23 protein-coding genes are annotated in these 23034 nt (G+C 41.3%); 14 read left to right on the forward strand and 9 right to left on the reverse strand.

What is annotated here, in order from left to right; genetic code table 11:
• Positions 1 to 74: 74 nt before the first annotated feature.
• Positions 75 to 611, forward strand: a complete 537-nt coding sequence (locus GQ671_RS01415; RefSeq protein ID WP_246153080.1) for an SCO family protein — start codon at positions 75 to 77, stop codon at positions 609 to 611.
• Positions 612 to 931: 320 nt separating this feature from the next.
• On the opposite strand, the gene GQ671_RS01420 is transcribed toward GQ671_RS01415, so the two are convergent.
• The gene (locus GQ671_RS01420) at positions 932 to 2014 is read right to left on the reverse strand and encodes an AI-2E family transporter (RefSeq protein WP_160651607.1); all 1083 of its coding nucleotides are present in this window, start codon (positions 2012 to 2014) and stop codon (positions 932 to 934) included.
• 432 nt (positions 2015 to 2446) lie between these two features.
• Here GQ671_RS01420 and GQ671_RS01425 point away from each other — a divergent pair, with 432 nt between their 5' ends.
• The 4 genes from GQ671_RS01425 to rbsK all read left to right on the forward strand — a co-directional run bounded on the left by GQ671_RS01425 (position 2447) and on the right by rbsK (position 6637).
• Complete coding sequence (locus GQ671_RS01425; protein ID WP_160653449.1) at positions 2447 to 3649, forward strand: Bcr/CflA family efflux MFS transporter; 1203 nt, start codon at positions 2447 to 2449, stop codon at positions 3647 to 3649.
• 257 nt (positions 3650 to 3906) lie between these two features.
• Positions 3907 to 4800 (forward strand): cation diffusion facilitator family transporter, encoded by an 894-nt coding sequence (locus GQ671_RS01430; protein ID WP_160651610.1) that lies wholly within the window; start codon positions 3907 to 3909, stop codon positions 4798 to 4800.
• Positions 4801 to 4818: 18 nt separating this feature from the next.
• Complete coding sequence (locus GQ671_RS01435; RefSeq protein ID WP_160651613.1) at positions 4819 to 5760, forward strand: nucleoside hydrolase; 942 nt, start codon at positions 4819 to 4821, stop codon at positions 5758 to 5760.
• 1 nt (position 5761) lies between these two features.
• The gene (gene rbsK, locus GQ671_RS01440; RefSeq protein ID WP_160651616.1) at positions 5762 to 6637 is read left to right on the forward strand and encodes a ribokinase; all 876 of its coding nucleotides are present in this window, start codon (positions 5762 to 5764) and stop codon (positions 6635 to 6637) included.
• Positions 6638 to 6780: 143 nt separating this feature from the next.
• Here rbsK and GQ671_RS01445 read toward each other — a convergent pair whose 3' ends face one another.
• Positions 6781 to 7101 (reverse strand): hypothetical protein, encoded by a 321-nt coding sequence (locus GQ671_RS01445; RefSeq protein WP_160651619.1) that lies wholly within the window; start codon positions 7099 to 7101, stop codon positions 6781 to 6783.
• Between the two features lie 483 nt (positions 7102 to 7584).
• Between GQ671_RS01445 and GQ671_RS01450 the strand changes: the two genes are divergently transcribed.
• The 4 genes from GQ671_RS01450 (at position 7585) to GQ671_RS01465 (ending at position 10347) form a co-directional block, all read left to right on the forward strand.
• Positions 7585 to 7857, forward strand: coding sequence for an AbrB/MazE/SpoVT family DNA-binding domain-containing protein (locus GQ671_RS01450; RefSeq protein WP_160651622.1), 273 nt, complete (start codon positions 7585 to 7587; stop codon positions 7855 to 7857).
• 76 nt (positions 7858 to 7933) lie between these two features.
• Positions 7934 to 8284: a type II toxin-antitoxin system PemK/MazF family toxin gene (locus GQ671_RS01455; protein WP_160651625.1), complete on the forward strand. Its 351-nt coding sequence runs from the start codon at positions 7934 to 7936 to the stop codon at positions 8282 to 8284.
• Positions 8285 to 8478: 194 nt separating this feature from the next.
• A complete protein-coding gene (locus tag GQ671_RS01460; protein ID WP_160651627.1) occupies positions 8479 to 9690 on the forward strand; it encodes a multidrug effflux MFS transporter in 1212 nt (403 codons plus the stop codon).
• A gap of 39 nt (positions 9691 to 9729) precedes the next feature.
• Positions 9730 to 10347: a LysE/ArgO family amino acid transporter gene (locus GQ671_RS01465; protein WP_160651631.1), complete on the forward strand. Its 618-nt coding sequence runs from the start codon at positions 9730 to 9732 to the stop codon at positions 10345 to 10347.
• A 65-nt stretch (positions 10348 to 10412) separates the two neighbouring features.
• Here GQ671_RS01465 and GQ671_RS01470 read toward each other — a convergent pair whose 3' ends face one another.
• From GQ671_RS01470 to GQ671_RS01485, 4 genes are all read right to left on the reverse strand, one after another.
• Positions 10413 to 10580 carry a hypothetical protein gene (locus GQ671_RS01470; RefSeq protein ID WP_160651634.1) on the reverse strand — a complete coding sequence of 56 codons (168 nt, stop codon included), beginning with the start codon at positions 10578 to 10580 and terminating at the stop codon, positions 10413 to 10415.
• A gap of 167 nt (positions 10581 to 10747) precedes the next feature.
• On the reverse strand, positions 10748 to 11587 hold the full coding sequence (locus GQ671_RS01475; protein ID WP_160651636.1) for an aldo/keto reductase: 840 nt from the start codon (positions 11585 to 11587) through the stop codon (positions 10748 to 10750).
• 14 nt (positions 11588 to 11601) lie between these two features.
• Positions 11602 to 12387, reverse strand: coding sequence for an SDR family NAD(P)-dependent oxidoreductase (locus GQ671_RS01480; protein WP_211364872.1), 786 nt, complete (start codon positions 12385 to 12387; stop codon positions 11602 to 11604).
• Positions 12388 to 12567: 180 nt separating this feature from the next.
• Positions 12568 to 12963 carry a hypothetical protein gene (locus GQ671_RS01485; protein ID WP_160651639.1) on the reverse strand — a complete coding sequence of 132 codons (396 nt, stop codon included), beginning with the start codon at positions 12961 to 12963 and terminating at the stop codon, positions 12568 to 12570.
• A gap of 252 nt (positions 12964 to 13215) precedes the next feature.
• On the opposite strand from GQ671_RS01485, the gene GQ671_RS01490 reads away from it, so the two are divergent.
• The gene (locus GQ671_RS01490; RefSeq protein ID WP_160651642.1) at positions 13216 to 14088 is read left to right on the forward strand and encodes an aminoglycoside 6-adenylyltransferase; all 873 of its coding nucleotides are present in this window, start codon (positions 13216 to 13218) and stop codon (positions 14086 to 14088) included.
• A 384-nt stretch (positions 14089 to 14472) separates the two neighbouring features.
• Here GQ671_RS01490 and GQ671_RS01495 read toward each other — a convergent pair whose 3' ends face one another.
• Both GQ671_RS01495 and GQ671_RS01500 read right to left on the reverse strand, forming a co-directional pair.
• Entirely contained in the window at positions 14473 to 15018 is a 546-nt protein-coding gene (locus GQ671_RS01495; RefSeq protein WP_160651644.1) for a GNAT family N-acetyltransferase, read from the reverse strand.
• Positions 15019 to 15040: 22 nt separating this feature from the next.
• Positions 15041 to 15538: a GNAT family N-acetyltransferase gene (locus GQ671_RS01500; RefSeq protein WP_160651647.1), complete on the reverse strand. Its 498-nt coding sequence runs from the start codon at positions 15536 to 15538 to the stop codon at positions 15041 to 15043.
• A 122-nt stretch (positions 15539 to 15660) separates the two neighbouring features.
• Here GQ671_RS01500 and GQ671_RS01505 point away from each other — a divergent pair, with 122 nt between their 5' ends.
• Both GQ671_RS01505 and GQ671_RS01510 read left to right on the forward strand, forming a co-directional pair.
• Positions 15661 to 16539 carry an SDR family oxidoreductase gene (locus GQ671_RS01505; protein ID WP_160651650.1) on the forward strand — a complete coding sequence of 293 codons (879 nt, stop codon included), beginning with the start codon at positions 15661 to 15663 and terminating at the stop codon, positions 16537 to 16539.
• 99 nt (positions 16540 to 16638) lie between these two features.
• Complete coding sequence (locus GQ671_RS01510) at positions 16639 to 17838, forward strand: AGE family epimerase/isomerase (protein WP_160651653.1); 1200 nt, start codon at positions 16639 to 16641, stop codon at positions 17836 to 17838.
• 250 nt (positions 17839 to 18088) lie between these two features.
• On the opposite strand, the gene GQ671_RS01515 is transcribed toward GQ671_RS01510, so the two are convergent.
• The gene (locus tag GQ671_RS01515) at positions 18089 to 19978 is read right to left on the reverse strand and encodes a hypothetical protein (protein WP_160651656.1); all 1890 of its coding nucleotides are present in this window, start codon (positions 19976 to 19978) and stop codon (positions 18089 to 18091) included.
• Between the two features lie 557 nt (positions 19979 to 20535).
• On the opposite strand from GQ671_RS01515, the gene GQ671_RS01520 reads away from it, so the two are divergent.
• Together GQ671_RS01520 and GQ671_RS01525 are read left to right on the forward strand one after the other, a co-directional pair.
• The gene (locus GQ671_RS01520; RefSeq protein ID WP_160651659.1) at positions 20536 to 22668 is read left to right on the forward strand and encodes a hypothetical protein; all 2133 of its coding nucleotides are present in this window, start codon (positions 20536 to 20538) and stop codon (positions 22666 to 22668) included.
• Entirely contained in the window at positions 22658 to 23008 is a 351-nt protein-coding gene (locus GQ671_RS01525) for a hypothetical protein (protein ID WP_160651662.1), read from the forward strand. Before GQ671_RS01520 ends, GQ671_RS01525 begins: the two co-directional genes overlap by 11 nt.
• Positions 23009 to 23034 lie beyond the last annotated feature (26 nt).

Consider the following 23034-nt stretch of genomic DNA (forward strand, 5'->3'; position numbering starts at 1 on the left):
TGAGGAAGTCGATTTCCATTATATTTGTTTTAGTACTCGCATTATCAGCATGTAATTCCTCCGGAGTGGAAGTCATGTCCCGCTATGGGAATACGATCGATGATTTTGAAGTGACCAATCAGAATGAAGAGACATTTACGAAGGCAGACATGGAAGGTAAAGTATGGCTGCTGGACTTCATATTTACAAATTGTGCAACAGTATGTCCGCCGATGACAGCAAATATGACACAGGTCGTGAATGAACTAGAGGATAAAGGCATCGAGGACTACGGCGTCCTCAGCTTCTCGGTCGACCCGAAGACCGATTCACCAGAAGTGCTGACGGACTATCTTTCATATTATGACGTACCGGAATCAACAGAGTGGCAGATGGTGACAGGATACGACTATGACTTCATCAGAAACTTCGCCGAGAACAACTTCAAGACCATCGTGGCACCACCGCCGGAAGGCAGCAACCAGGTGACCCATGGCATCAGCTTCTATCTGATTGATCAGAATGGGAAGATCATCAAAGACTATGCCGGTGTTGATACCGGAGATACCGAATTCGCTCTCGATGATATTGTTTCAGATGTTGAGACACTTGTTGAAGAAGGGCCGGAATAAAAATTCCATATGAACAGAAAAGTACCAGATTCTGAACTCAGGATCTGGTACTTTTTAAATTTGTTTTAATGATAAATGTCTTTAAACAAAGTCAATATAATTATCGAATATCTGGATAGATAGACCATTTGAAGTATATCAAGAAAGCATGTTATTACCTGTTGCTATTGAAACAATGATCGTATATTCAAGAGCGAAACAAAACACAAAAAAGCACAGTTCAGAAGAACTGTGCCAACAACGTATCTTATTATTTAACTTCTAACTGAATAGATTCAGTCCGAGGGGAGAGCCCTCATCATTGTTCCGGTTTTTTTCTATCAGTATAGGTCTTCTCTTGCTCTCTCTGAAATTTCCTTCCGTTTTGAATAGATGTTGGTCACAATGGTTTTTAAAACTGCATAGAAAGGCACTGCAAGTATGATGCCCCAAATCCCGGCAATGTTTCCGGCAGCAAGTATTATTGTAATGACTGTCAGAGGGTGGACGTTCAGCGCGTTGCCCATGACATTCGGTGTGATCAGATTTCCTTCGATCTGCTGGGCAATGATCATGATGATTGTCACATATACCGCCATAATCGGGTCCTGTACCAGAGCGACGATCACTGCTGGTATGACCGCAAGATAAGGACCGAGAAATGGGATGACATTGGTCGCTACACCGATAAGCGCCAGCAGAAATGCATAATCAAGTCCGATGATCAAGTAGCCGATCAACAGCATGACACCGACACATAGACTGACAAATAGTTGTCCGACGATGTAGGACTTCAGAGTTTCATCCACATCATGCAAAGTTTTACGTAGCCATGTGCGTCTTTCTCCGGAGAAGAAATGGGTTACAAACGGTGCGAACTTCTGATGATCGATCAGAATGTAAATCAGGAAAAATGGAACCAGAATTAGCGTAAGTACCCCAGAGAACAGTCCCGTCAGGAAAGATACAATCCAAGATCCGACATTGGAAGCCATGTCGGAAAACTGTCCGGTCAGGTTGTTAGCCTGCTCCTGGACGGAGTTCGGCAAGTGGTCACGCTGACTCAGGAGAGAGCGTCCATACTCTTCAACATTCCTGATAATTTGGGGAGCATTATTCACAAAAGAATTGATCTGGCTGGAAACAATGGGTGCGATAAGAATGTAAGATAGCCAGATAAGTACTCCAAGTAGCACAAAAATCAGCAGGATGGCTGACCATTTGGGAAATCCCTTTCCCTCGAGGAAATACAAGACAGGTCTTGTCAGGTAAAAAAGTACGCCACCAATCAACAGCGGAAGAAAGATGGTTTGTGCGATCACCACAAGTGGAGAGAATATACCTTGAACGTCCATAAACAAACGGATGATCAATAATAAGAAAATAATAGCGACAGCTGTCCGAAACCATACTTTGTGTGTCATTCAAACACTCCTTTCTCTTATACTTTATACCCGAATGGCCATATCATATTTGGGCATGGCTATATTTCATCCTTGCGAAATGCTGTAATCAGGAATGAGTATACTGAATGAAACAGATCAGTTGGAGGAGAATTCGAATGGACTATATTAAGCAATTTAACCAATTGCTGCGGAAATTGGACTAATTGGTTATCTATGAACCGCATTTCTATTCTTAAAATGATTATTCATAACATTAAAAAAGATAAGGGATTATCAGATCTTTTAAAGTGCAGATTTAACCGGTTGATAATAAATGCAAACATAAGTGATGCCTAATCTAATAATAATCACTTTTGATTCATGCAGACAAATTTATTTATTGTGTCTCAAGGCCTCTTGGAATAGAATTAGTTCGGAGGTGGTCATATCAACCAGATAGACAATAATTCTATAATACATAATCCCACCGGAAAAAAACGGCTGGGACTTGCTTTACTTTTAAGTCTGCTTGGCATCATGGGGCCGTTGAATATCGATATGTATCTGCCAAGTTTCCCTGGCATTGCGCAGGATCTCGGTACAAGCACATCACTTGTACAGGTCAGCTTGACAGCATGTCTGCTCGGGCTCGCATTCGGTCAGGTTGTCATAGGGCCCATCAGTGATTCAACCGGCAGAAAGAGGCCACTGATAATATATACATCATTGTTTGTGGTCTCATCAATATTCTGTGCCGTGTCACCAAACATCTATGTGCTGATCGCAGCAAGGTTTCTGCAAGGCTTCACGGCTGCAGCAGGGGTCGTGCTGTCACGTGCAGTGGTGCGTGATGTATTCAGCGGCAGGGAGCTTACGAAGTTCTTCTCCCTGCTGATGGTCATCAATGCCATCGCACCCATGGCTGCACCGATTGCAGGGGGTGCGATACTACTGCTGCCTTTTGCCAGCTGGCATACGATATTTCTATTTCTCGCCATTCTTGGATTTATCATCGTCATCATTGTTGGTGTAGGACTCAAGGAGACATTGCCTCCTGAGAAGCGCATACCGCGTTCAACGATGGCATCGGTCCGTACAATGGGTGGCCTGTTTACCAATCGTTCATTCATCGGCTATGCAGTCATCGTCGGTTTTGTGCATGGGGGCAGCTTTGCCTATGTCTCCGGAACACCATTCGTCTACCAGGAGATCTACGGCGTTTCCCCACAGACTTTCAGTATATTATTTGGCATAAACGGTATTGCCATTATCATAGGCAGTTTCATCATCGGCCGTCTGGGCGGGATTATCCACGAAAGGCAGCTCCTTAAAACAGCTGTCATCATTGCGGTCAGTGCAACATTCCTGCTGCTTATCATGACCATTATAGAAGGACCATTGGCTGCCATTGTCATACTGATTTTCATCTATATGACGACAATGGGTATGACACTTACAAGTACGTTCACTCTCGCCATGGCCCGTCAAGGTCAGCAGGCAGGGAGTGCAAGTGCGGTTCTCGGTATGCTTCCACTCTTGATAGGTGCTCTATGTTCCCCACTGGCAGGTATTAATGAAGCATCGGCAGTACCAATGGGAGCGATACTATTCGTTACTTCATCAATCGGTCTGATTGCATTCTTTAAGCTGACTGAACAAGAATATGAATTTTAAAAAATGATTGTTCAACCATTTAATAGAATGTTGGATTAAGGATAAACAGAGTAGAGCAATCTGCTCTATTTTTTATGTCTTTTTAAATAATTGTAGATACTTTGGAAGGATAGATCGATTTGGTATTCAAACAGAAATCCAGCAAAAAGTGATTTGATGCAATTATTTCAATTAATCTCTCCCAACCGCTTTCTGTTCAATAATTTCCGGAACACTGTTAAAATGAATTGAAAACTCATATAAAAGAGGGCTGTATCATGAGTAATAGCAATAGATATAAGAAGGCACAGATTGCGACGATGATCGGCATCGGTGTCAATCTTCTACTGGCAATTCTGAAGACGGTCGGTGGCATTGTGGGCAATAGCCGTGCGCTGATTGCGGATGCGGTTCACTCTGCGTCGGATGTGATCAGCTCGGTTGCTGTACTGGTCGGCATCCGTGCTGCACAGAAGCCGCCGGACAGCGAGCATCCATATGGTCATGGCAAGTCTGAGAATGTAGCGACGCTCATCGTGGCCATTCTGCTTGTCATTGTAGGTTTCGAGATCATCTACAATGCCATCCTGTCGGTGCTTGATGGCGCTGTCGAAAGCAATACATCGATGATTGCACTCTATATCATTATATTTTCCATTGTAGTTAAAGAAGCGCTGTTCCAATATAAGTTCAGACTGGGCACGAAAATAAAGAGTCCGGCACTGATTGCCGATGCTTGGCATCACCGTTCGGATGCCATTTCGTCCGTAGTTGCACTCATCGGTATCGGACTGTCCATCGTCGGCGCCGCGTTCGGCATCCCGTATCTCGGCTACCTCGACCCGGTGGCAAGTGCGGTCATCGCGCTGATCATCATGTACATGGGCTACCAGCTTGCCAAGGAGGCTGTCAGCATGAGCCTTGAAGTGGTGCTCACCGATGAAGAGACGGAAGCGATGCGCAAGACGGTCATCGGCATAGATAAAGTAAGGCAGATCGACCGGCTCATTGCCCGTTCACACGGTTCCTATGTCATCATTGATATCAAGATCAGTGTCGACGCGGATATTACAGTTGAAGAAGGGCACCATATTGCACGCATCGTCAAACAGACACTGCTTGGAAACCACGAAGAAGTAAAAGATGTGAATGTTCACGTCAATCCATACTGATAACAGGAGATGTGTATTATGACAGCAAGAAAAGTAATATTGGACTGTGACCCGGGACATGACGACGCAATATCCATCATCATCGCTGCTTCCAGACTGAGTGATCTTGAAATCCTCGGTATTACGACAGTTGGCGGCAATGTTGAAGTGGAAAAAAATACGATCAATGCCCTGAAGGTCAAAGATCTGCTTGGACTCGATGTACCAGTTGTACAGGGAGCCGAAAGACCGCTTGTAAAGAAAAGTGAAGTGGCAACGGAAATCCATGGTGAATCGGGGATGGATGGGCCCGTACTGCCGAAGCCGAAAAGCAAGCCGGACGCGGGACATGCGGTCGATTTCATTATCGATCAGGTTTTGGCCGTGAAAGGCAAAGTTACACTTGTACCGACGGGACCATTGACAAACATAGCCTTGGCTTTGCTTAAAGCACCGAAAATAAAGCATAAAATTGAAGAAGTCGTGCTGATGGGCGGAGGCACTTTTGGCAACTGGACACCAAGCGCTGAATTCAACATCTTCGTCGATGCTGAAGCGGCCAAAGTTGTATTCGAGAGCGGTGTGCCTATAACCATGTTCGGGCTCGATGTCACGCATCAGGTCATTGCGACGAAAGAAATCCAGCAGCGACTATCCAAAGTGGACAACAAGGTAGCAAAGTTTGTTTCCGAACTGCTCGTCTTCTTTGGCGATATGTACGAAGATCACTTCGGCATTGAGGGTGGGCCGATCCATGATGCTTGCACAACGATGTATCTGCTGAAGCCGGAACTGTTTGATTTCAAACATGTCCATGTGGCGGTGGAGACAAGAGGCGAGTTCACCTACGGCGCAACAGCAGTTGATCTGCTCAATGTGACAGGGAGAATACCGAATACACACTTTGCCCACCAGGTGGATCAGGAAGCGTTCTGGAACCTTTTCGAAGCTGTACTTGAATCATACGATGAGGTGAAGTAGGATGAAACAGCCGAAAATTACTGTCATCGGCAGTATTAATATGGACCTTGTCACTGTTGCGGATGTGATGCCTGCACAGGGAGAGACTATCAGGGGAGAGAACTTCAGAACACTGCCGGGAGGTAAAGGGGCCAACCAGGCGGTGGCTGCAGCACGACTCGGTGCAGAAGTCGATATGATCGGCAAAGTGGGGGATGATCCGTTTGGATATGCACTTCAGGAAAACCTTGAGTCGCAGGGTGTAGATACGCAATCTGTAACGGTGGAATCCGGCATCTCATCCGGTCTCGCCAATATCATTGTTTCTGATAACGACAATAGGATTATCATCATTGCAGGTGCGAACAATAGAGTGGGCACTGAATATATCGACAGGTTCACAAAACAGATCCAAGCGAGTGATTATGTACTCATCCAGTTCGAGATTCCCAAATCCACTATCGAATACATACTGGAACTGTGCAGCAGTCACGGCGTACCGGTCATTATCAATCCGGCGCCTGCCATGGTGCTTGAGGACAGATTCTGGGAAATGGCAACATATATTACACCCAATGATCACGAAGCAGAAGCGCTCTTTGCCTATAATGGTGACAATCTCCCGAAATTCCATGATAAGCTTATCATCACGAATGGTGCCAAAGGGGCCTCCTTCTATAGAGAAGATGAACGGATTACCGTAGCCGGACACAAAGTGGAAGTGGCAGATACAACCGGGGCTGGTGATACATTCAATGGTGCGCTCGTTGTGGCACTCGCTGAGGGCAGGACGGTGGATGAAGCGATAGCATTTGCCAATAAGGCAGCATCCCTCTCAATACAAAAGCTCGGCGCACAGAGTGGCATGCCTCTAAGAAAAGAAATGAATGATCATTAGAGCAATACATGGTCGCTCTCCCATGTTCTTTTAGCTTGTAACACGAAGTTAATAAAACTAAATAGAAAAAAAGAAATCTGAACTGAGAGTCAAAAATCCTAGTTCAGATTTCTCTTTATATAAGTCGCTTTTTCTAACGTTTTCTAATCAGGTATTATACTCCCCATTGTAATAGACCAAAAAAACAAGAAATAATGGAAAGTAAGAAAGCCTGCATTCATCATTATCGACAAAAGAAGTGTACCTCTTCCTTCCTTTAAGATAAATAAGCAAACAATCCCAAGTATCAGAAATATGGAAGAAACTATTGATAAGAGAATAAAAGGTGAAATCGGAGATATGTTGTTGCTGTAATAAATATCTGCCGGAACTAAATGTAAAACTCTATTAGTCAAGATTAAAAAGAATACAGTCAGCATAATAAAAGTTCCTCTGGTTGCAATCATTCGCAATTTATTTTTCATCATTATTCCCCCTTCATAATATCGAAGGATCGATATGCCTCCAATACTGCAAACCAGTAGTATGATAGTTCCCTCAATCAATAATTTATCGTAGATCCCATAAATTTTAATCGTTTTCAAACCTGCTCCGTATTTCCATCCCTTTATTAATTAGCTTAATATTTTTACCATAATATATGCGAAATAAAAATTACTGGCTTCAAATTAAAATTATAAATTCAGTATTTCAGTTATTTATAACTTCTTTGTAAGATTTTTAATTTATTCTGTTATCGTTACATAAATATCAAGGTCAAACAAAATTCAGAATCAAGAATAGATATAAAAAAGTATGATTAGGCAGTAATAAGACTAATTCTCAGCTACCGGTCAATCTACGTCCGGTCGATTTAGAATATAAACAGGCAAGTGCCATCTATTGATAAACGTATATACATGGGATATACTTGTAGTATCATAAATATGCTCGGGGAGTTGATCAGTATGCATAAGGCAAAGATTGGTCATCGCGAAGCTAGAATCCGCCCTTGGGGCAATAGCCAAGGCGTCAGACTCACGCGTGAAGTTCTGAAAGAAGCAGGGTTCGATGAAAAAGATACGGTGCTTGAAGTGGAAGTCCAGCCCAATCGTATTTCGCTAGTTCCAAAGAACAAACTGACACCGTTTCAGAAGCTATTTGTCGGATACGACGGTGAAAAACCTGAAACAGAATCTCTTTGGGATGAAGCGGAACCAACCGGAAAAGAAGAATGGTAATCTATCGTTTAAAATGATGCGTCTGTACTCGACTTGTATTAAAAGAGTACAGACTTTATTTTTTGGAGGGATGAATATGACAAAGTATTTCAAGGCCGGAGATATTATAAAAATCAATATGTCACCTGCGAAAGGACATGAGCAGCAAGGTTATCGGCCTGCAATTGTAGTCTCAGAAGAAAATGTACATAGACACACAGACCTGATCTGGGTTCTGCCGATTACGAACACGGACAAAAATTATCCAACTCATGTTGCTGTCAACGGGAGAACCAAGAACAACAAAACGACTGGTTATGTACTATGTGAAAAAATCAAAGCCATTGATCCGGCGGCCAGGAGCGCAAGGTTGACAGATGAAGCCGAAAGAGAACTGCTTGAAGACTGCAAGCGGATTATCGATGCCATTACATATATCGGACCGTAACCTTAATTTATACTACGCCTTGAATGAACTTCAGCCTTATCATTGGAGTAATGCATATGATGACATAGCGTTTAAAGAGTGAGATAACGTCCTGTACTTCATGTACATTCAGTTTTCGGAGGTTCAAATATAGTCAGTACTATATACCAGTGATATACTGGTTTTTATTATTGAATGGAAGAAGAGATGAAATCATGAATGTGAATTACGAAGAAAAACCCCAGAAATACTGGATCATCATACTGCTCGGTACGCTCACTGCGATAGGGCCGCTGTCGATGGATATGTACCTTCCTGCATTGCCCATCGTGACAGCGGACCTTGATACAACTGCTTCCTTGGTCCAAATGAGCTTGACCGCCTGTCTCATCGGTCTGGCAGTTGGCCAACTCGTATTCGGACCGCTCAGTGATATAAAAGGCAGAAAAAATCCGCTACTGTTCACATTGGCTGCCTACGCGCTTGTCTCGGTGCTTTGTGCATTTACGGAAAATATCTGGATTTTCATCTTTTTAAGATTCATCCAAGGCTTCACGGGCGCTGCGGGTATCGTCATTGCCAGAGCTGCGGCGCGTGATATGTTTGCGGGAAAAGAGCTGACCAAAGCGTTTGCGCTGTTGGCACTGGTAAACGGTGCTGCACCGATATTGGCGCCGATTTCTGGCGGGTTCGTTTTGAATTTCGGAAGTTGGCCTGTTGTCTTCCTGATCATCGGTGCAATCGGGTTGCTTCTGCTTGTTTCGGTTGCATTACTGTTCAAAGAAACACTGCACTTTGATAACCGTTCGGAAGGCGACGTCTTTGCAGTTGTAAAGACTTTCGATGTGCTGTTCAAGGACAGAACCTTCATGAGTATCGCATTCATTCAGGCGTTGATCATGTCGAGCATGTTCGCCTACATAGCAGGTTCACCATTTGTGCTACAGAACATATATGATGTGACGCCCCAGCAGTTCTCACTCATTTTTGCTTTGAATGGGGTGGGGATCATTGTCGCTGCGCAATTGGCAGGAAAGCTGTCCGGTTATATGGACGAAGCTAGAATCCTTCTGATAGGTGTCCTGATTTCGCTTTTAGGAAGCATTGGTCTGATTATGATCATCATACTTGATCTGCCGCTGATTCCGATGATACTGGCTCTATTTCTTGTCGTTTCCAGTGTGGGTCTCGTATCCACAACCGCGTTCTCAATGGGTATGCAGAATCAGAGAAAATCTGCAGGCAGCGCTTCGGCACTGCTTGGTCTATTGCCTTTCATAGGTGGCGCGCTTGTATCTCCTTTGGTCGGTTTGGCGGGTGAACAGGTTGCCTGGCCGATGGGATTGGTCATCATCATATGCAGTACCGGTGCACTGCTGATTTTCAACCTGGGCATCAGGATGAAGAAAAATGTACAGCACGGCTAGCGATCATCCATTAAAGTCTGGTAGGCAGGAGGCGTAGAGATGTTTGAAGCAATCGTACATGGATTCATACTGGCACTGGGTCTGATTCTGCCGCTCGGTGCGCAGAACGTTTTCATATTCAATCAGGGCGCGAATCATCAGAGTTTCAGAATGACGCTGCCTGTAGTCATCACTGCCGGTCTTTGTGATACCATACTGATTACTGTAGCGGTACTCGGCATATCGGTCATCCTGCTGTCATTTCCGACCTTGCAGCTTGTCCTTTTCATAATCGGACTGGCATTTCTACTATACATGGCATGGTCGCTGTGGCATGAGAAGCCGGGGAACTTGGATTCCCACCGTACCATGGGGACACTCAAGCAGATCAGTTTTGCGTTTTCCGTGTCCATACTGAATCCGCATGCCATCATGGATATTGTCGGTGTCATCGGAACAAGTGCCACCGCCTACAGCGGCTTTGATAAAGTCGCCTTCACACTGACGACGATAGTCGTATCCTGGATATGGTTCATCGGTCTGGCGATTGCAGGTAAAACGGTCGGCAGAATCGATACGAGCGGCAAGTACCTGGTCATGCTGAATAAAGTATCGAGCATCATTATTCTGATTGTCGCAGGCATCATCGTTAAAAATATTATTGAACTGATCTGGTAAGAATATAAAAAGACAATGTACATGATATATGATCATGTACATTGTCTTTTCTAATTGAATCAACATTATAATTTACTGTCACCGTCAAACAGTTGATCATACTCGTCCTTCAGTTCAGCGAACTTTGTATCCAGGAAGTCAACCCGCCTGAAAGTAATGAAATTCAGAAATCCAATCATAATAAGCTGAAGGATGATCAGTCCCATCAAGGTTTTCTTCTCGATGATCCCCATGTAGAACACTCCTCTCCAGAAGTTGAATAGCGATCTATGCCCTTATTATTACTGGTGATTCAATTCTACTATAATAGATATGGATAATGGAATATTTGTAAGCAACTGTTTTTGTATAAGAAAAATGCCTGCAAAGCAGACTGAAGGTCTGACTTGCAGGCATCGTTTTATTTCTTACCGTTGAACTTGGCAGGATCTGAACCGATACGCTGATCTTTATTCAAGGCGTTGATTCGATTGACTTGTGCATCACTCAGAGAAAAGTCGAAGACATCGATGTTCTCTTCGATTCTTTCCGGTGTGACGGATTTTGGAATTGTAACGAGACCATTCTCAATATTCCAGCGAATGACGACCTGTGCTGGTGTCTTGTTGACTTCCTGCGCGATTTCTTTGATGGTCTCATCGTCAAGAATCTGAGCATTCATCAGTGGTGACCATGATTCCATTATGATCTTGCGAGATTCCAGATACAGTTTCAATTCGCTCTGAACGAGGTAGGGGTGGAACTCAACCTGATTGATTACCGGTTTGACATCCGTTTTCTGGGATAACCTCTCCAAGTGCGAGATGTTGAAGTTGTTGACGCCGATATTTTTGACTTTATCATTATTATACAGGTGCTCCATCTCATGCCACGTTTCAATCATCAGTTCCTCGTCCGTGCCGGGCCAGTGTATGAGATACAGATCGAGATAATCGAGATCGAGCTTCTCGAGGGATGTATTGTACGCATCCTCTACGTTGCCACGGCCGAAATCATCAAGCCATAGTTTGGAGGTGATGAAAAGGTCGGAACGCTCGATATCTGCATGCTTCATGCCTTCCTTGATTCCTTCACCGACACTTTCTTCATTTTTATATATCATCGCTGTATCGATACTGCGATAGCCATTTACAATCGCATGGGCGACTGCATCTTTGCATCCTTCGCCATCTTCCACTCTAAATACACCGAGTCCGATCTGTGGCATCGTATTACCGTTGTGAAATTCAACATTCTTCATTTTATGTGCTCTCCTTATTCCTGAGGTTTGGCCTTCTTGGCATGGTTCGCCGCTTTGACAGGCTCAGGTGTTTTTTTATTTTCTTCTGCTTGCTGCTTCGTTTCTTCATCACCACAGATGACGTGATCGAGTCCGTTCATCAGTGCTTCATAGCCCTGCTTCGCAACTTGTTCCTTTTCATTCTTGATGCTGTCGTCACCAAAGTAGGTGGAATCCATACCAGCATTGTGGTGGAAGTCTGTATTCGTTGCACCAGGGAGCATCGCTGTTACATTGACGCCTGTATCTTTAAGTTCCTCTCTTAATGCCTCGGCAAACATGAAGCCGAACGCTTTCGAAGGACCATAGACCGTTTCATACGGCGTAGGCAGTGTGGCGGAAAGGGAAGAGACGATCAGAATGTTTCCCTCACCATTCGGTACCATATGATTCACGACCCGTTTGGCAGTGTGGACAGTCCCTGAAATATTGATATCGATCAGTTTCAGTTCTTCTTCAAGGTCATTATCAATGAAAGAACCGCCAAGACTGACCCCGACGTTCAATACAGCTGCATCCAGCTTGCGATTTTTTCCCTCTACAAACTTCCAGAAGTCTTCGACCCCTTCATAGGTGGATGCATCCGCTTGAAGCGGGTAGGCCTCGACACCCAATTTTTCGATTTCCTTGGCAGACTCATAAATCTTTTCACTGGAGCCGGACATGGCCACGTCGTATTTGTCTTGTGCAAATAGTTTTGCCAGTTCAAAGCCGATTCCGGAAGTGGATCCCGTAATCATTACAAATTTATTTTCAGACATGATAAAACTCCTTCATAGACGAATAATATTCAATACAATTTGGCATATTTAATATTACCCAATGTGAAGTGTGGTTAAATAATTTATCTTATATTTAAATGATAGGCAACTGCAAATGCCCCTTTTGCACTTCTTAAACAGGTCGACGCATTCGTTGATCTTCAAACTTTTTTCTAAATACTATAATCTATATGATTTTATTTCTTTCACCTTTCCAGATTTTGCAGTATTACTAAACACATACACATCGCAGAAATCAATTTTTGTGCCATTTTCCAATGAAATCACACCATTAATCGAAGCAGATTTCCCGTGAGTGATTACATGGTAGATTTCCAGACAGTTAATGGTGTCTTTATTTACATCCTGTAAAGTAGTAATAAGTGAACTTCTATTTTCAATTTTCCTGTCATCTTTTAATTGATACCAGATAACAGATGCTTCCGCATATTCTTTAATGATTTCATTCTTCTGTTCTAATAGAGCGACTGTAAAATCAATAACTATCTGTTTTCTCGGAGCATTGTCACATCCTGTTGGAATGATGAGCTTCATTTCATTTTGGGAACTTTCCACTTAAAACAACCTCCTCTAAAAATAAACTCGCTTTCCTTGCGGCTACTATCTACCATTTCATTTTATACTATCGTAGTGAATATATACCATGATTACCAAAACAATAGATCTCGATATTTCTGTCATAGCAAAAAAATATTATGCTAAGGACAAGGTAGTCTACTGATATAATGGTTGAGACAATGAACAGTAAAGTAATACCGCTGGTTTCTGGCATGTTAACTTTTTCTCAGAAAATAGGAGGCGTTCAAAATGAGAAATGAAGAAGAGATGTTGGAATTGATTTTAACTAAAGCTATGATAAGTGACAATATCCGGCTAGTGGAGATGAATGGCTCTCGAGTAGATTCTTCCCTTAAACCAGATCCTTTTCAAGATTACGATATCGTCTATTATGTTAAAGACTTGCAGTCTTTTTTAAGAGATCATTCCTGGGTAGACTACTTTGGAGAAAGAATCGTCATGCAGATGCCTGATCAAATGGTAATTCCTTCTGCTGATAAAACCAGACAGAGCTTTTCTTATCTAATGCTTTTTAAAGACGGTAATCGAATTGACTTGACCCTGACACCTGTAACACTAGCAGAGGAATGTTTAAGAACAAAAGAACCTCGTAAAATCTTATTGGATAAGGACAATAGAATCAAACTGACAAGTATCACACCTGAAGAAACATATCTAATAACTAAACCTGACCAGAAAGCATTTCACGATTGTTCGAATGAGTTCTGGTGGGTCAGTACATATATTGCCAAGGCGTTATGGCGCGAAGAGCTTATCCTTGCCAAGAGCCTCATGGAAGGGCCAGTAAGAGATATGCTGTTGATCATGTTGAATTGGCATATCGGGATTCGGACAGATTTCGCAGTCAGTACGGGAAAAGGCGGCAAATATATTGAACAGTATGTTGAGAGCGATGTATGGAAAAAGTTGGTCCTCACTTATCCTGATGGCAACTATGAAAATATTTGGAAAGCATTATTTAATATGTGCAATCTTTTTGAGCAACTATCCATTAACATTGGTCAGGAATTGAATATCGAGTTACCTGATTATCGAAATAATGTACTGGATTATTTAAAACATATTGAGAAGTTGCCAAAGATCAGTGAACAGATTTATTGATTTGATTTTAGATAAACAAGTGATGATTTTCATCATGGCTTGTGGAGAGAAGATATAATATTTAAGAAGAACTGTCTGAAAGGGATGAAGTGGACTTGACTATATGTCATCAATCTTATTTTGGCAATGATTTACTGCAAACAGTATAGAATAATCAAGTATGGGGATAGTGCCAAATACAATCCACTACTAAGCAGAATGAACAATGTTGATTAAGTCACTATCCTTTTGTCTTTTGCGATATTGATCTGAATCTATTTTTAAATGTAATATATTTGTTGATTTCTTCTGCTTTATCCTCAATTTTATGTGAAGGATAAAAAAACAGCTGTTTTCATTTAGAAACAGCTGTGAGCGAGAATTATCCAACTTCTTATTGTTTGTTTAAAAGGGCTCTGCATAGAACTCTTCTCTTAACAATCCATAGTAGGCCAGATCATGATATTGACCAAAACGAGCGACGTGCTGTTTTAGAGTGCCTTCGTATTTCAGTCCTGCTTTCTCCATTATCCTCCAAGATCCAGGATTGGAAGTGAATGATGCTGCAAAAACCTTGTTCAAGCGCAGGTGATTAAATCCATAATCCACTAACTTTCTGGCAGCTTCTGTTCCGTATCCTTTACCCCAGTACTCTTTTCCAATCCAATATGCGAGTTCTCCCCGGTCGAAAGGTTCTGATAGGTTTAAATTTATAAGCCCAATCAGAAGACTTGTTTCTTTCTCGATAATGCCAAAAGCTGCAACTTTATTATTCTTTTCAGCGCTTAGAATATGCTCAATGAATTTTTTTGCCGAACCTTCAGGGTAAGGGTGAGGAATGTTCAAGGTGGACTTGGCCACTTCATAATCACTCGCCAGTTTTTCAATTATTGGTGCATCATCGACGGTTAATGATCTAAGCAGTAATCTTTCGGTAATTAACTTTTTCATATGAAAATACCTCATATCTGTATCATTTCAAAAGCTTGTAGTAGACATGACCGTCCTTGTATTCACCGAACGAGTCCTGTGAATAGGCCGGGACTTCACCAATGAGCTGATAGCCTTCTGATAGATAGAGTGCATTTGCAGGACCGTCTTTTTCAGTATCCAGCATAAGCAGCCATCTTTGTTCTTCCGTAGCGGCCTGTTCTGCATGCCTTAACAGTGATCTGGCGACGCCTTTCCTCTGAGCATCCGGATGTGTCATCAGTTTGGCGATCTCCGCTCTATGCTGCCCGTTCTCCTTGTCACTGAGATGGAGCTGTACGGTACCCACAATCTCCTCATCCAATATCGCAACAAACAGCCGATTATGGTCCGATAGTACACCGGCCCAGTAGTTCATTGCTGTTTCGTGATGCATCGGATGGAAGTAGTTCATCGGTGCACCGGTAGCCACAACGTCCTGAAAAAGTCGTGATAATGCTGCCTGGTCATTATGTATTTCTTGTATTTCTCTGATCTGCATCTTGTTCGCTCCTTTCGTCTCTTCCCATTATAAAGTAAAAAGATCAACTAAAGAATATCTGTTTAGCTTTTCAATGAAGTGGTATGTAGAAGGTAACTTAAAATTATCTAGGAGGCATTTAAATGAGTGAGCTTGATAAACAGACACTTATGTCTGATGGTGTAAAACCACAGACACAGGATAAGCAGCCCGGAGTGGAAAGTGAAATGACACCTGAGCCGGTATATGAACTCGAAAGTCATGTCGGTTCCGGAAAACTGAAGGGGAAAGTGGCACTGGTTACTGGAGGAGATAGCGGCATCGGCAGAGCAGTCGCAATCGGTTATGCGAAAGAGGGCGCCCACGTTGCGATTGCCTATCTGGATGAGCATGACGATGCTGAAAAGACAAAACAGCGCATCGAACAGGAAGGTGTCAATTGTACGCTTCATGCCGGTGATATCGCCGATGAATCATTCTGCTTCAACGTCGTGGAAGAAGTGGTTGAAAAGCATGGCAAGCTGAACATTCTGGTAAATAATGCTGCACGCCAGGAAGTGAAAGAGAGTGTTGTCGACATCAGTGCAGAACAGCTGAAACGTACGTTTGATGTCAATTTCTTTGCGATGGTGTACTTTACAAAAGCGGCCATTCCACATATGGAAGCGGGAGACACTCTGATTTATACCTCTTCCATCAACGCATACGTCGGTAATCCATCACTGATAGATTATACGTCCACTAAAGGTGCCATTGTCGCGTTTGTCCGTTCCGTAGCACAGGAGCTTGCGAGCAAGGGCATCCGTGTGAACGGTGTTGCGCCAGGCCCAATCTGGACCCCATTGATTCCAGCGACACTGCCGGAAGATATGCAGGAGTCATTCGGTGTGTCTTCACCGCTTGGACGTCCTGGACAGCCTGCAGATCATGTTGAACCATACGTTCTGCTTGCATCTGAAGGATCTGCCTATATGACTGGACAGTTCATCCACATCAATGGTGGCATGTACACATCCTCATAATCAATGTCAGTAGAATAATAAGTGTGAATTACACCTGCAGAAAAGTGAAATATAGACTTTTCTGCAGGTTTTATCATTTGATTTAGGAGGAATATCCATATGAAGCATTCTAACGGGGAAGCCATAGACTTCAGAAGCGAAGCGGATTTGAAAGAGCAGGTATTCAAAATTCTCAACTTCTACTATCCTGCATGCATCGATCATGAAAAAGGCGGCTATATCAATGGATTCCTGGATGACGGATCAATCAACGATACGACGACAAAGCATCTGGTGGCGACGAACCGCTACATTTATATTTTCAGTATCGGTGCCATCCTCGGTGGACCCGACTGGTGTCTCGAATCCGCAAGGCACGGTATCCATTTCCTGAATGAACATCATCTGGATCATGAAAATAATGGCTACTTCTTCGAATTGAATGGCAACGAAGTGGAGAACGATTCAAAGATGGCCTACGGTCATGCCTTTACATTGCTTGCTTCAGCAATTGCGTATGAAGCGGGTATCGAAGAAGCGAAAGACGTGGTGGATAATGTATATGATGTACTGGAGACGCACTTCTGGGATCAGGAACATGCCCTTTACAAGGATGAGTGGGATGCTGAATGGACGTCACTGTCCTCCTACCGCGGACAGAATCCGAACATGCATCTATGTGAAGCCATGCTGACGGCATATGAAGCGACTGACGACCAGAAATACCTGGATCGCGCGTATACTTTGGCGGACTCTGTAACACAAAAATTGGCGGGGCGTTCCGGTGGTATGGTCTGGGAGAACTACACACCGGACTGGCAGCCGGACTATGAGTTCAATAAGAACAATACAAAGGCTGAATTCCGTCCGTATGGCTTTGTTCCCGGACATCAGCTCGAGTGGAGCAAGCTTCTGATGTGGCTCGATCGCCATAGGTCTGAAGACTGGATGCTCGAGACATCCGAAGATCTTTTCCGGAAAGGATGGGAACTGGGACACGATTCCGAGCATGGCGGCATTCTTTTTGCACTCTCGCCACAAAAGGAAGTCATCGACGATGACAAGAACTACTGGGTGATGGCAGAAGCCATCTCTGCGGCTTCTCTTCTGGCTGCAAAGACAGACAACAGTTTCTATTGGAATATCTACGACCAGCTGTGCCAGTATTCATCTGAACACCTGATGGATCACGAACACGGCGGCTGGTACAAATTGCTGAATAGGGTAAATGAACCTTATAGTGATGTAAAAACATCACCCCCTAAAACAGACTATCATCCAGTGGCGGCGTACTACCAGTCGATACTGGCGTTCAGCTGATCCTCAAAGTACAGTTTCAAGCAAAAGAAATACGCCCTCCAAAGTAGACACTTGAAAAAGTGAAGACTTTGAAGGGCTTTTTTTAGTGATATGAGTCCAAGATTCTCTTAATGGTTATGCACTGCTTCAGTCGCTATATCCACTGTGCCATATTTCTACAAAGTTTCATCCAGGGTAGCAACTTATGTTAATGTCCTTTTACTTAAGGAACAGGCCATTTTATTATTTCTTCAAAAGCAGAGAGTTTTTACTATCTTCCGTCTGTAGAATTATAGAAAGTCGGGTCATCAGGAGGTTCGACAGATGTTTCTGTTGCTGCCTCTGAATCATCCTCCTCAGGAACATCGGCAGCACCTGCTGTTCCAATTTCTCTATCTTCATCCCATATACCTCGAGGGTCAATTAAAGTAATATACTGCCAGGCTGTGGAGGCTACCGCAGGCCATACATGTAGTTTATAAGGGAGAGGGGCATAACCTTGATTGGTATAGGCCAAGCCGCCTTCTGGATCCGCATTCTGCATGGCGAACATTGAATCTACTAAATGACTGACGTCTTTCCCTTGTCGCATGAATAGGTTGATGACACCCCAGGTGCCTTCCGTCCAGACGACATCTGGAGCACCGGGATAACCTGCACCATAAGGCTTGTAGCCGAAAAGTGGGGCAGAGGTCTGATAGGACATATTATATGAATTCGCGTCACTGCTCAACGACATGGATGCATTATTGACTTCGAACTGGTCAATATAGGCGGTTGCTGTTTCGGATAGATCATATCGTCCTATCGCTTCAAGGAATATTGCACCCCATGAATTGGTGTCCAGTGCAGCTGCCGGATCGCCGATGCCCTGGTTGAATCGCTGTTCCCCGTGGTTCCAATGATGATTCAATAAAGCATTTTGAATTTCATTTGCCGTGTTCATATAGTTTTCATTTCCAGTAAGATAACCAAGATTTCTGAAAAAGAAGTAAGCATCGATGTTGTGTTCAGTGGAATACCATCCAACATCTGGTCCACCCTTGATGCTTCCAGTACTCGGATCCTGCTGTGTCAGCAAGTAATCGGCAATACGAGTCGCCAGTCCCCTGTACGAGGCATCTCCGAAAGTCTCTTCGTATTTAATGACAGCGTCTCCGACCCATGCGATTGAACCACTTCTTTTTGTTGTATCCAGTGGCCCCGAGTAGATATCATAGGAAAAGGCCAGAGAGCCATCTGGATTCTGCAACTGTGTGAGTGAAGACAGTATGCCAGAGGCTCTGCCATAGTCTCCTGCCATGGAAAAGGCCATGACCGCCAAAGCATCATCGTAGATCCAGCTTCTGCTGTCTATGCCTGATGTATTGTCGGGGTCATCCATCGGCACGTGATAGGAGCGGATCAATTGGTATTTAGGCAGTGCCGTTGTTCCGAATACTTTTTCATCTGCAACCCGAACAACTCTCGCAATCTTTTCACCTGCATTGACACCATAGAAAACACCATTTTCCCGGTTATTCGATAGCGCTTCGGTTGAGAAGTTCCCGTTCATCTCGATTGGGACTTTTGCCTGAAGGTATGGCATATCCGATATCGAGTAGATCCATACTTCATATTCATTGATGATTTGTTCCTTAGGATTCGAATCTGCGTAAGCAATAATTGTGTTTTCAGAGTCAACAAGCACAATAGTCGGGATACCGTTGATTCTCAGCTTACCTGTATTCCAAGTGCCATCCTTCTTCAATCCAACTCTGGCTATCTCATAATCTATGTCCGTCTTATCATAGACAACGACTGAATAGTTTTCTGGCGACTCGACATTTGTCCAAACACCACTTAGTTTTCCTCTATAGCCAGTACTATAGTTCTGATTAGTCCGAATGAGTGGGACGTCCTCTGACATATAATTAGGCAAAGAAGGTAAATCGATAGTACCTGCAACGTGTCCCGTGTAATCGTAACTATAATTTTGCGCAAGTGACAACTGTACCGGATAAGAGGGTGGATCCGTCTGTTTCTGCAGCCAAGCAAGAGATTTGTAAAGATTACTTTCACTCGCAGAAGCTGCAGGTAGTGTATAAACAGGTAATAAAGACATCAGCAAGGTGAAGATTGGAATGGCAATGATGAATCTCTTCTTTATTTTTATTGTCATGTACGTACTCCTCATTTAAGTTTTGACCTCTTAAATTATATACATTTTACATGAAAAAGGGGTAGGTTAATATATTTATTTAATAAATTTTTCTAAAAATAAAAATTTTGGAAGTTGATGTTTTTTTTTAGGAGGTTAATCTGAGTGGCTGAATTTTGATTTCCTGTATTTACTCTTGTAAAAATAATATTGATCACCATTAGTTTTGCTTAGTTATATTACAATAAGGTAGTAGTGCGCATTCTGTCATTAAATCTGTAGTACAAAAACTCAACTACTTTTATCAATAATGTACTTAGATAATTATACGTATTTTTGTACTTAAAAGCTTTATCAATGCCACAGACAATCTAGCTGCCTAAAATGGTTCAATAAACGGTCGTTATTTAGAACATTACTTATCTTTCTAAAATAACAGTGATTCCCAAAAAAATACTATTTTTATTGAGTTAAAGTAAGTACGTAACTAATATAAATATGTTATATTAAAAATAGATTATTCAGTATTTTCTATATAATTTTTGACAATAGTAATTTGTAAAGGGGTAGGGAGAGTAATGAAGATAGACTTACATTTACATACTAAAAAATGTAAACAAGGAGATAGTTCTAAAAGAAACGTCGATGTTACAAGATTTATTCGAGAAATGAAAGAGAATGACGTTGGAATTTGTTCGATAACAAATCATAATCATTTTGATATAGAACAATATGAAAAGATAATTCAAGAAGCACCTGAGTTATTAATATTTCCAGGCATTGAGTTAGATATAAAGTATGAGGACGAGCATTATCATATAATTGTTATGTGCAATCCAAAGAAAAGAAAAGAATTTTATAGTTATTTCGACAATGATTTAGATAGAGATTATAATACCTTTTTCCTTGACTATAAAAAATTTATATCCTTGATTAAAAACTTCGAGTCAGGAGATATTATCGTTTTTCCACACTTTTTAGATAAAGATAAAGAACGTTCATTGAATATGAATGCTAAAGAAAAGTTGCGTGAAGACCTAGAAGGATTTTTAGTAATTCTAGAGCCTGGAAAAATGCAAACTATGGGAGTTATAAATGCACACAACGAACTTTCATTAATAGGAAGTGACGTGACAGATTGGGACAAATATTTTCAATATGAACTACCCGAAATTAAATTTAGAATAAGTTCATTTGAAAATTTTTATGAACTAGCTAGCAACCCAAGTTTATTTGTTAATAGGTACCTGAAAGATACGAAAAAATATATGGTACCTGTAAAAGTAAAAGAAGAATTACTAAGTAAACCTGTTGAAATCTATAAAGATATAAATATAATCTTTGGCGAAAAAGGTTCTGGAAAAACAATTTTATTAAAATCTCAAATTTATAGGTACTTAAAGGAAGAAGGATTCAATGTATTTCTACATGAAGGCAAAGATTATAACGAACAGTACAACAATCTTATAAATAATTTTGAAAAATCGGTTGTCGGAGATGAAACTATATTAAAAAGAATAGAAGAAAACTTCAAATTTATTATAAATTATCAAGAGCAAAAACCTTTTAACTTCTTAGAAAAAATTAAAGCATACCACAGTAACAAGAGTGCCAATAAAAATGCAAAAGTTATTAAAAAAACAGATTCACAATTTAGTAATAATGAAACTAAAAATTTTAAGGATATTATTGGAGATTTAGAGACAGATCTACGTAAAGTAAAAGATGTAAAAGATATCAATACTAAAATAAGAAGTGTAACCGAAAAAAATGGTATTGCACTTACTGAGCAACTAAATTTATTAAATTTAGACCTTGTTAGTGCTTCAATTAATAATTATAAGACTATCTTTAGCGCAGAAAACACTGAACTTTTTTTAACGATATTAAAAGAATCCGTGCAGAAAAAGACAGGCAAAGAATCAAAGCCAAATAATATAGGGTTTGCTAAGTTGGTCTCACAACGCTTAGCTAGACTAGAGGCCAATCAAATCTTGATTCAAGATTTAGAAGATGTTAAAAATTCTAAAACTCATAGATTAGGATCAATACCAAACAAAGGTAAAGTCAGCATGACAACTAGCATTGAAGTACTAGAATCAGATGAAAGTTATAATAAAAAGAAAATATTTGATAGAAGTAAAATCGTTAGGAATAGAGAACTAATGAAGAAAATAAAAGAGTTTAACTTTAAAGATTTTAGGAAGATAAACGACTACTTTGAAGTGGAGGAGAAAATTAGTTCTTCAGAGTTTTCTAAGGATATGATTAGAAAAAAAAGTGTTATCAAAATAGATGGAAATAATGATTACAATCCTTCTGAAGGTGAAAGAGCTATTATTACAATTAGTGGATTATTGGAAAATGATAGCTATGATTGTTATTTATTTGACGAAATTGAACGTGGGTTAGGACAAAAGTACATAACTGACTATATTGTACCGAAAATTAAGGAACAAAGAGATAAAGGAAAAATAGTAATAATCTCGACTCACAATTCCAATGTAGCCATAAATACTCTACCAAGCCAAACGATATACTGTGACTACAGTGTAAATACGAAAAATATTTACTATATGGGCAATCTTTACACGAACCAATTAATTGGTATCGATGAAGGCAACGAATTGATTTGGAAAGAGAAAGCATTAATTCATTTAGAAGGAAGTAAAGAAATGTTCGGGAAAAGGAGAAATATATATGGAGTTTAATACGGAGTTAGACAAAGTTGAAATGAAAATTAAAATTGAAGAATTTAAAAATGAAAGGTCTGAAAAAGTAGTTAATCTTATAGTGGAAGATTTAGATTCAGCCACAGTGGATTTAAGTAATAGTAGTGTAGACGAGGTAAAGGAACTGTTCGATAGTATATATGAGTATATAATTTCGAATGAAAAGTTAATTGTGTTTGATTTAATAAATACTGATAATAATTTATTTGTTGAAGTTGCTAAAGATTTGGTAGAACACTTAAACCACGAGATAGAACAGTCCGAAGAAAACTTTTTACAATTAATACGTATACAAAAAGATACAGTAATAGAGGCTTAAATTAAATATGTTGTATTCGCATTAAT

The organism is Salinicoccus hispanicus (assembly GCF_009831115.1).
GTDB lineage: Bacteria > Bacillota > Bacilli > Staphylococcales > Salinicoccaceae > Salinicoccus > Salinicoccus hispanicus.

Coding starts and splice junctions, on each gene's coding strand:
- GQ671_RS01525 (WP_160651662.1), top strand. CDS start 22,658: ATGGAGTTTAATACGGAGTTAGACAAAGTTGAAATGAAAATTAAAATT.
- GQ671_RS01520 (WP_160651659.1), top strand. CDS start 20,536: ATGAAGATAGACTTACATTTACATACTAAAAAATGTAAACAAGGAGAT.
- GQ671_RS01515 (WP_160651656.1), bottom strand. CDS start 19,978: ATGACAATAAAAATAAAGAAGAGATTCATCATTGCCATTCCAATCTTC.
- GQ671_RS01495 (WP_160651644.1), bottom strand. CDS start 15,018: ATGAAAAAGTTAATTACCGAAAGATTACTGCTTAGATCATTAACCGTC.
- GQ671_RS01455 (WP_160651625.1), top strand. CDS start 7,934: ATGACAAAGTATTTCAAGGCCGGAGATATTATAAAAATCAATATGTCA.
- GQ671_RS01415 (WP_246153080.1), top strand. CDS start 75: ATGTCCCGCTATGGGAATACGATCGATGATTTTGAAGTGACCAATCAG.
- GQ671_RS01470 (WP_160651634.1), bottom strand. CDS start 10,580: ATGGGGATCATCGAGAAGAAAACCTTGATGGGACTGATCATCCTTCAG.
- GQ671_RS01435 (WP_160651613.1), top strand. CDS start 4,819: ATGACAGCAAGAAAAGTAATATTGGACTGTGACCCGGGACATGACGAC.
- GQ671_RS01430 (WP_160651610.1), top strand. CDS start 3,907: ATGAGTAATAGCAATAGATATAAGAAGGCACAGATTGCGACGATGATC.
- GQ671_RS01450 (WP_160651622.1), top strand. CDS start 7,585: ATGCATAAGGCAAAGATTGGTCATCGCGAAGCTAGAATCCGCCCTTGG.
- rbsK (WP_160651616.1), top strand. CDS start 5,762: ATGAAACAGCCGAAAATTACTGTCATCGGCAGTATTAATATGGACCTT.
- GQ671_RS01510 (WP_160651653.1), top strand. CDS start 16,639: ATGAAGCATTCTAACGGGGAAGCCATAGACTTCAGAAGCGAAGCGGAT.
- GQ671_RS01490 (WP_160651642.1), top strand. CDS start 13,216: ATGAGAAATGAAGAAGAGATGTTGGAATTGATTTTAACTAAAGCTATG.
- GQ671_RS01480 (WP_211364872.1), bottom strand. CDS start 12,387: ATGTCTGAAAATAAATTTGTAATGATTACGGGATCCACTTCCGGAATC.
- GQ671_RS01460 (WP_160651627.1), top strand. CDS start 8,479: ATGAATGTGAATTACGAAGAAAAACCCCAGAAATACTGGATCATCATA.
- GQ671_RS01420 (WP_160651607.1), bottom strand. CDS start 2,014: ATGACACACAAAGTATGGTTTCGGACAGCTGTCGCTATTATTTTCTTA.
- GQ671_RS01465 (WP_160651631.1), top strand. CDS start 9,730: ATGTTTGAAGCAATCGTACATGGATTCATACTGGCACTGGGTCTGATT.
- GQ671_RS01445 (WP_160651619.1), bottom strand. CDS start 7,101: ATGAAAAATAAATTGCGAATGATTGCAACCAGAGGAACTTTTATTATG.
- GQ671_RS01505 (WP_160651650.1), top strand. CDS start 15,661: ATGAGTGAGCTTGATAAACAGACACTTATGTCTGATGGTGTAAAACCA.
- GQ671_RS01475 (WP_160651636.1), bottom strand. CDS start 11,587: ATGAAGAATGTTGAATTTCACAACGGTAATACGATGCCACAGATCGGA.
- GQ671_RS01500 (WP_160651647.1), bottom strand. CDS start 15,538: ATGCAGATCAGAGAAATACAAGAAATACATAATGACCAGGCAGCATTA.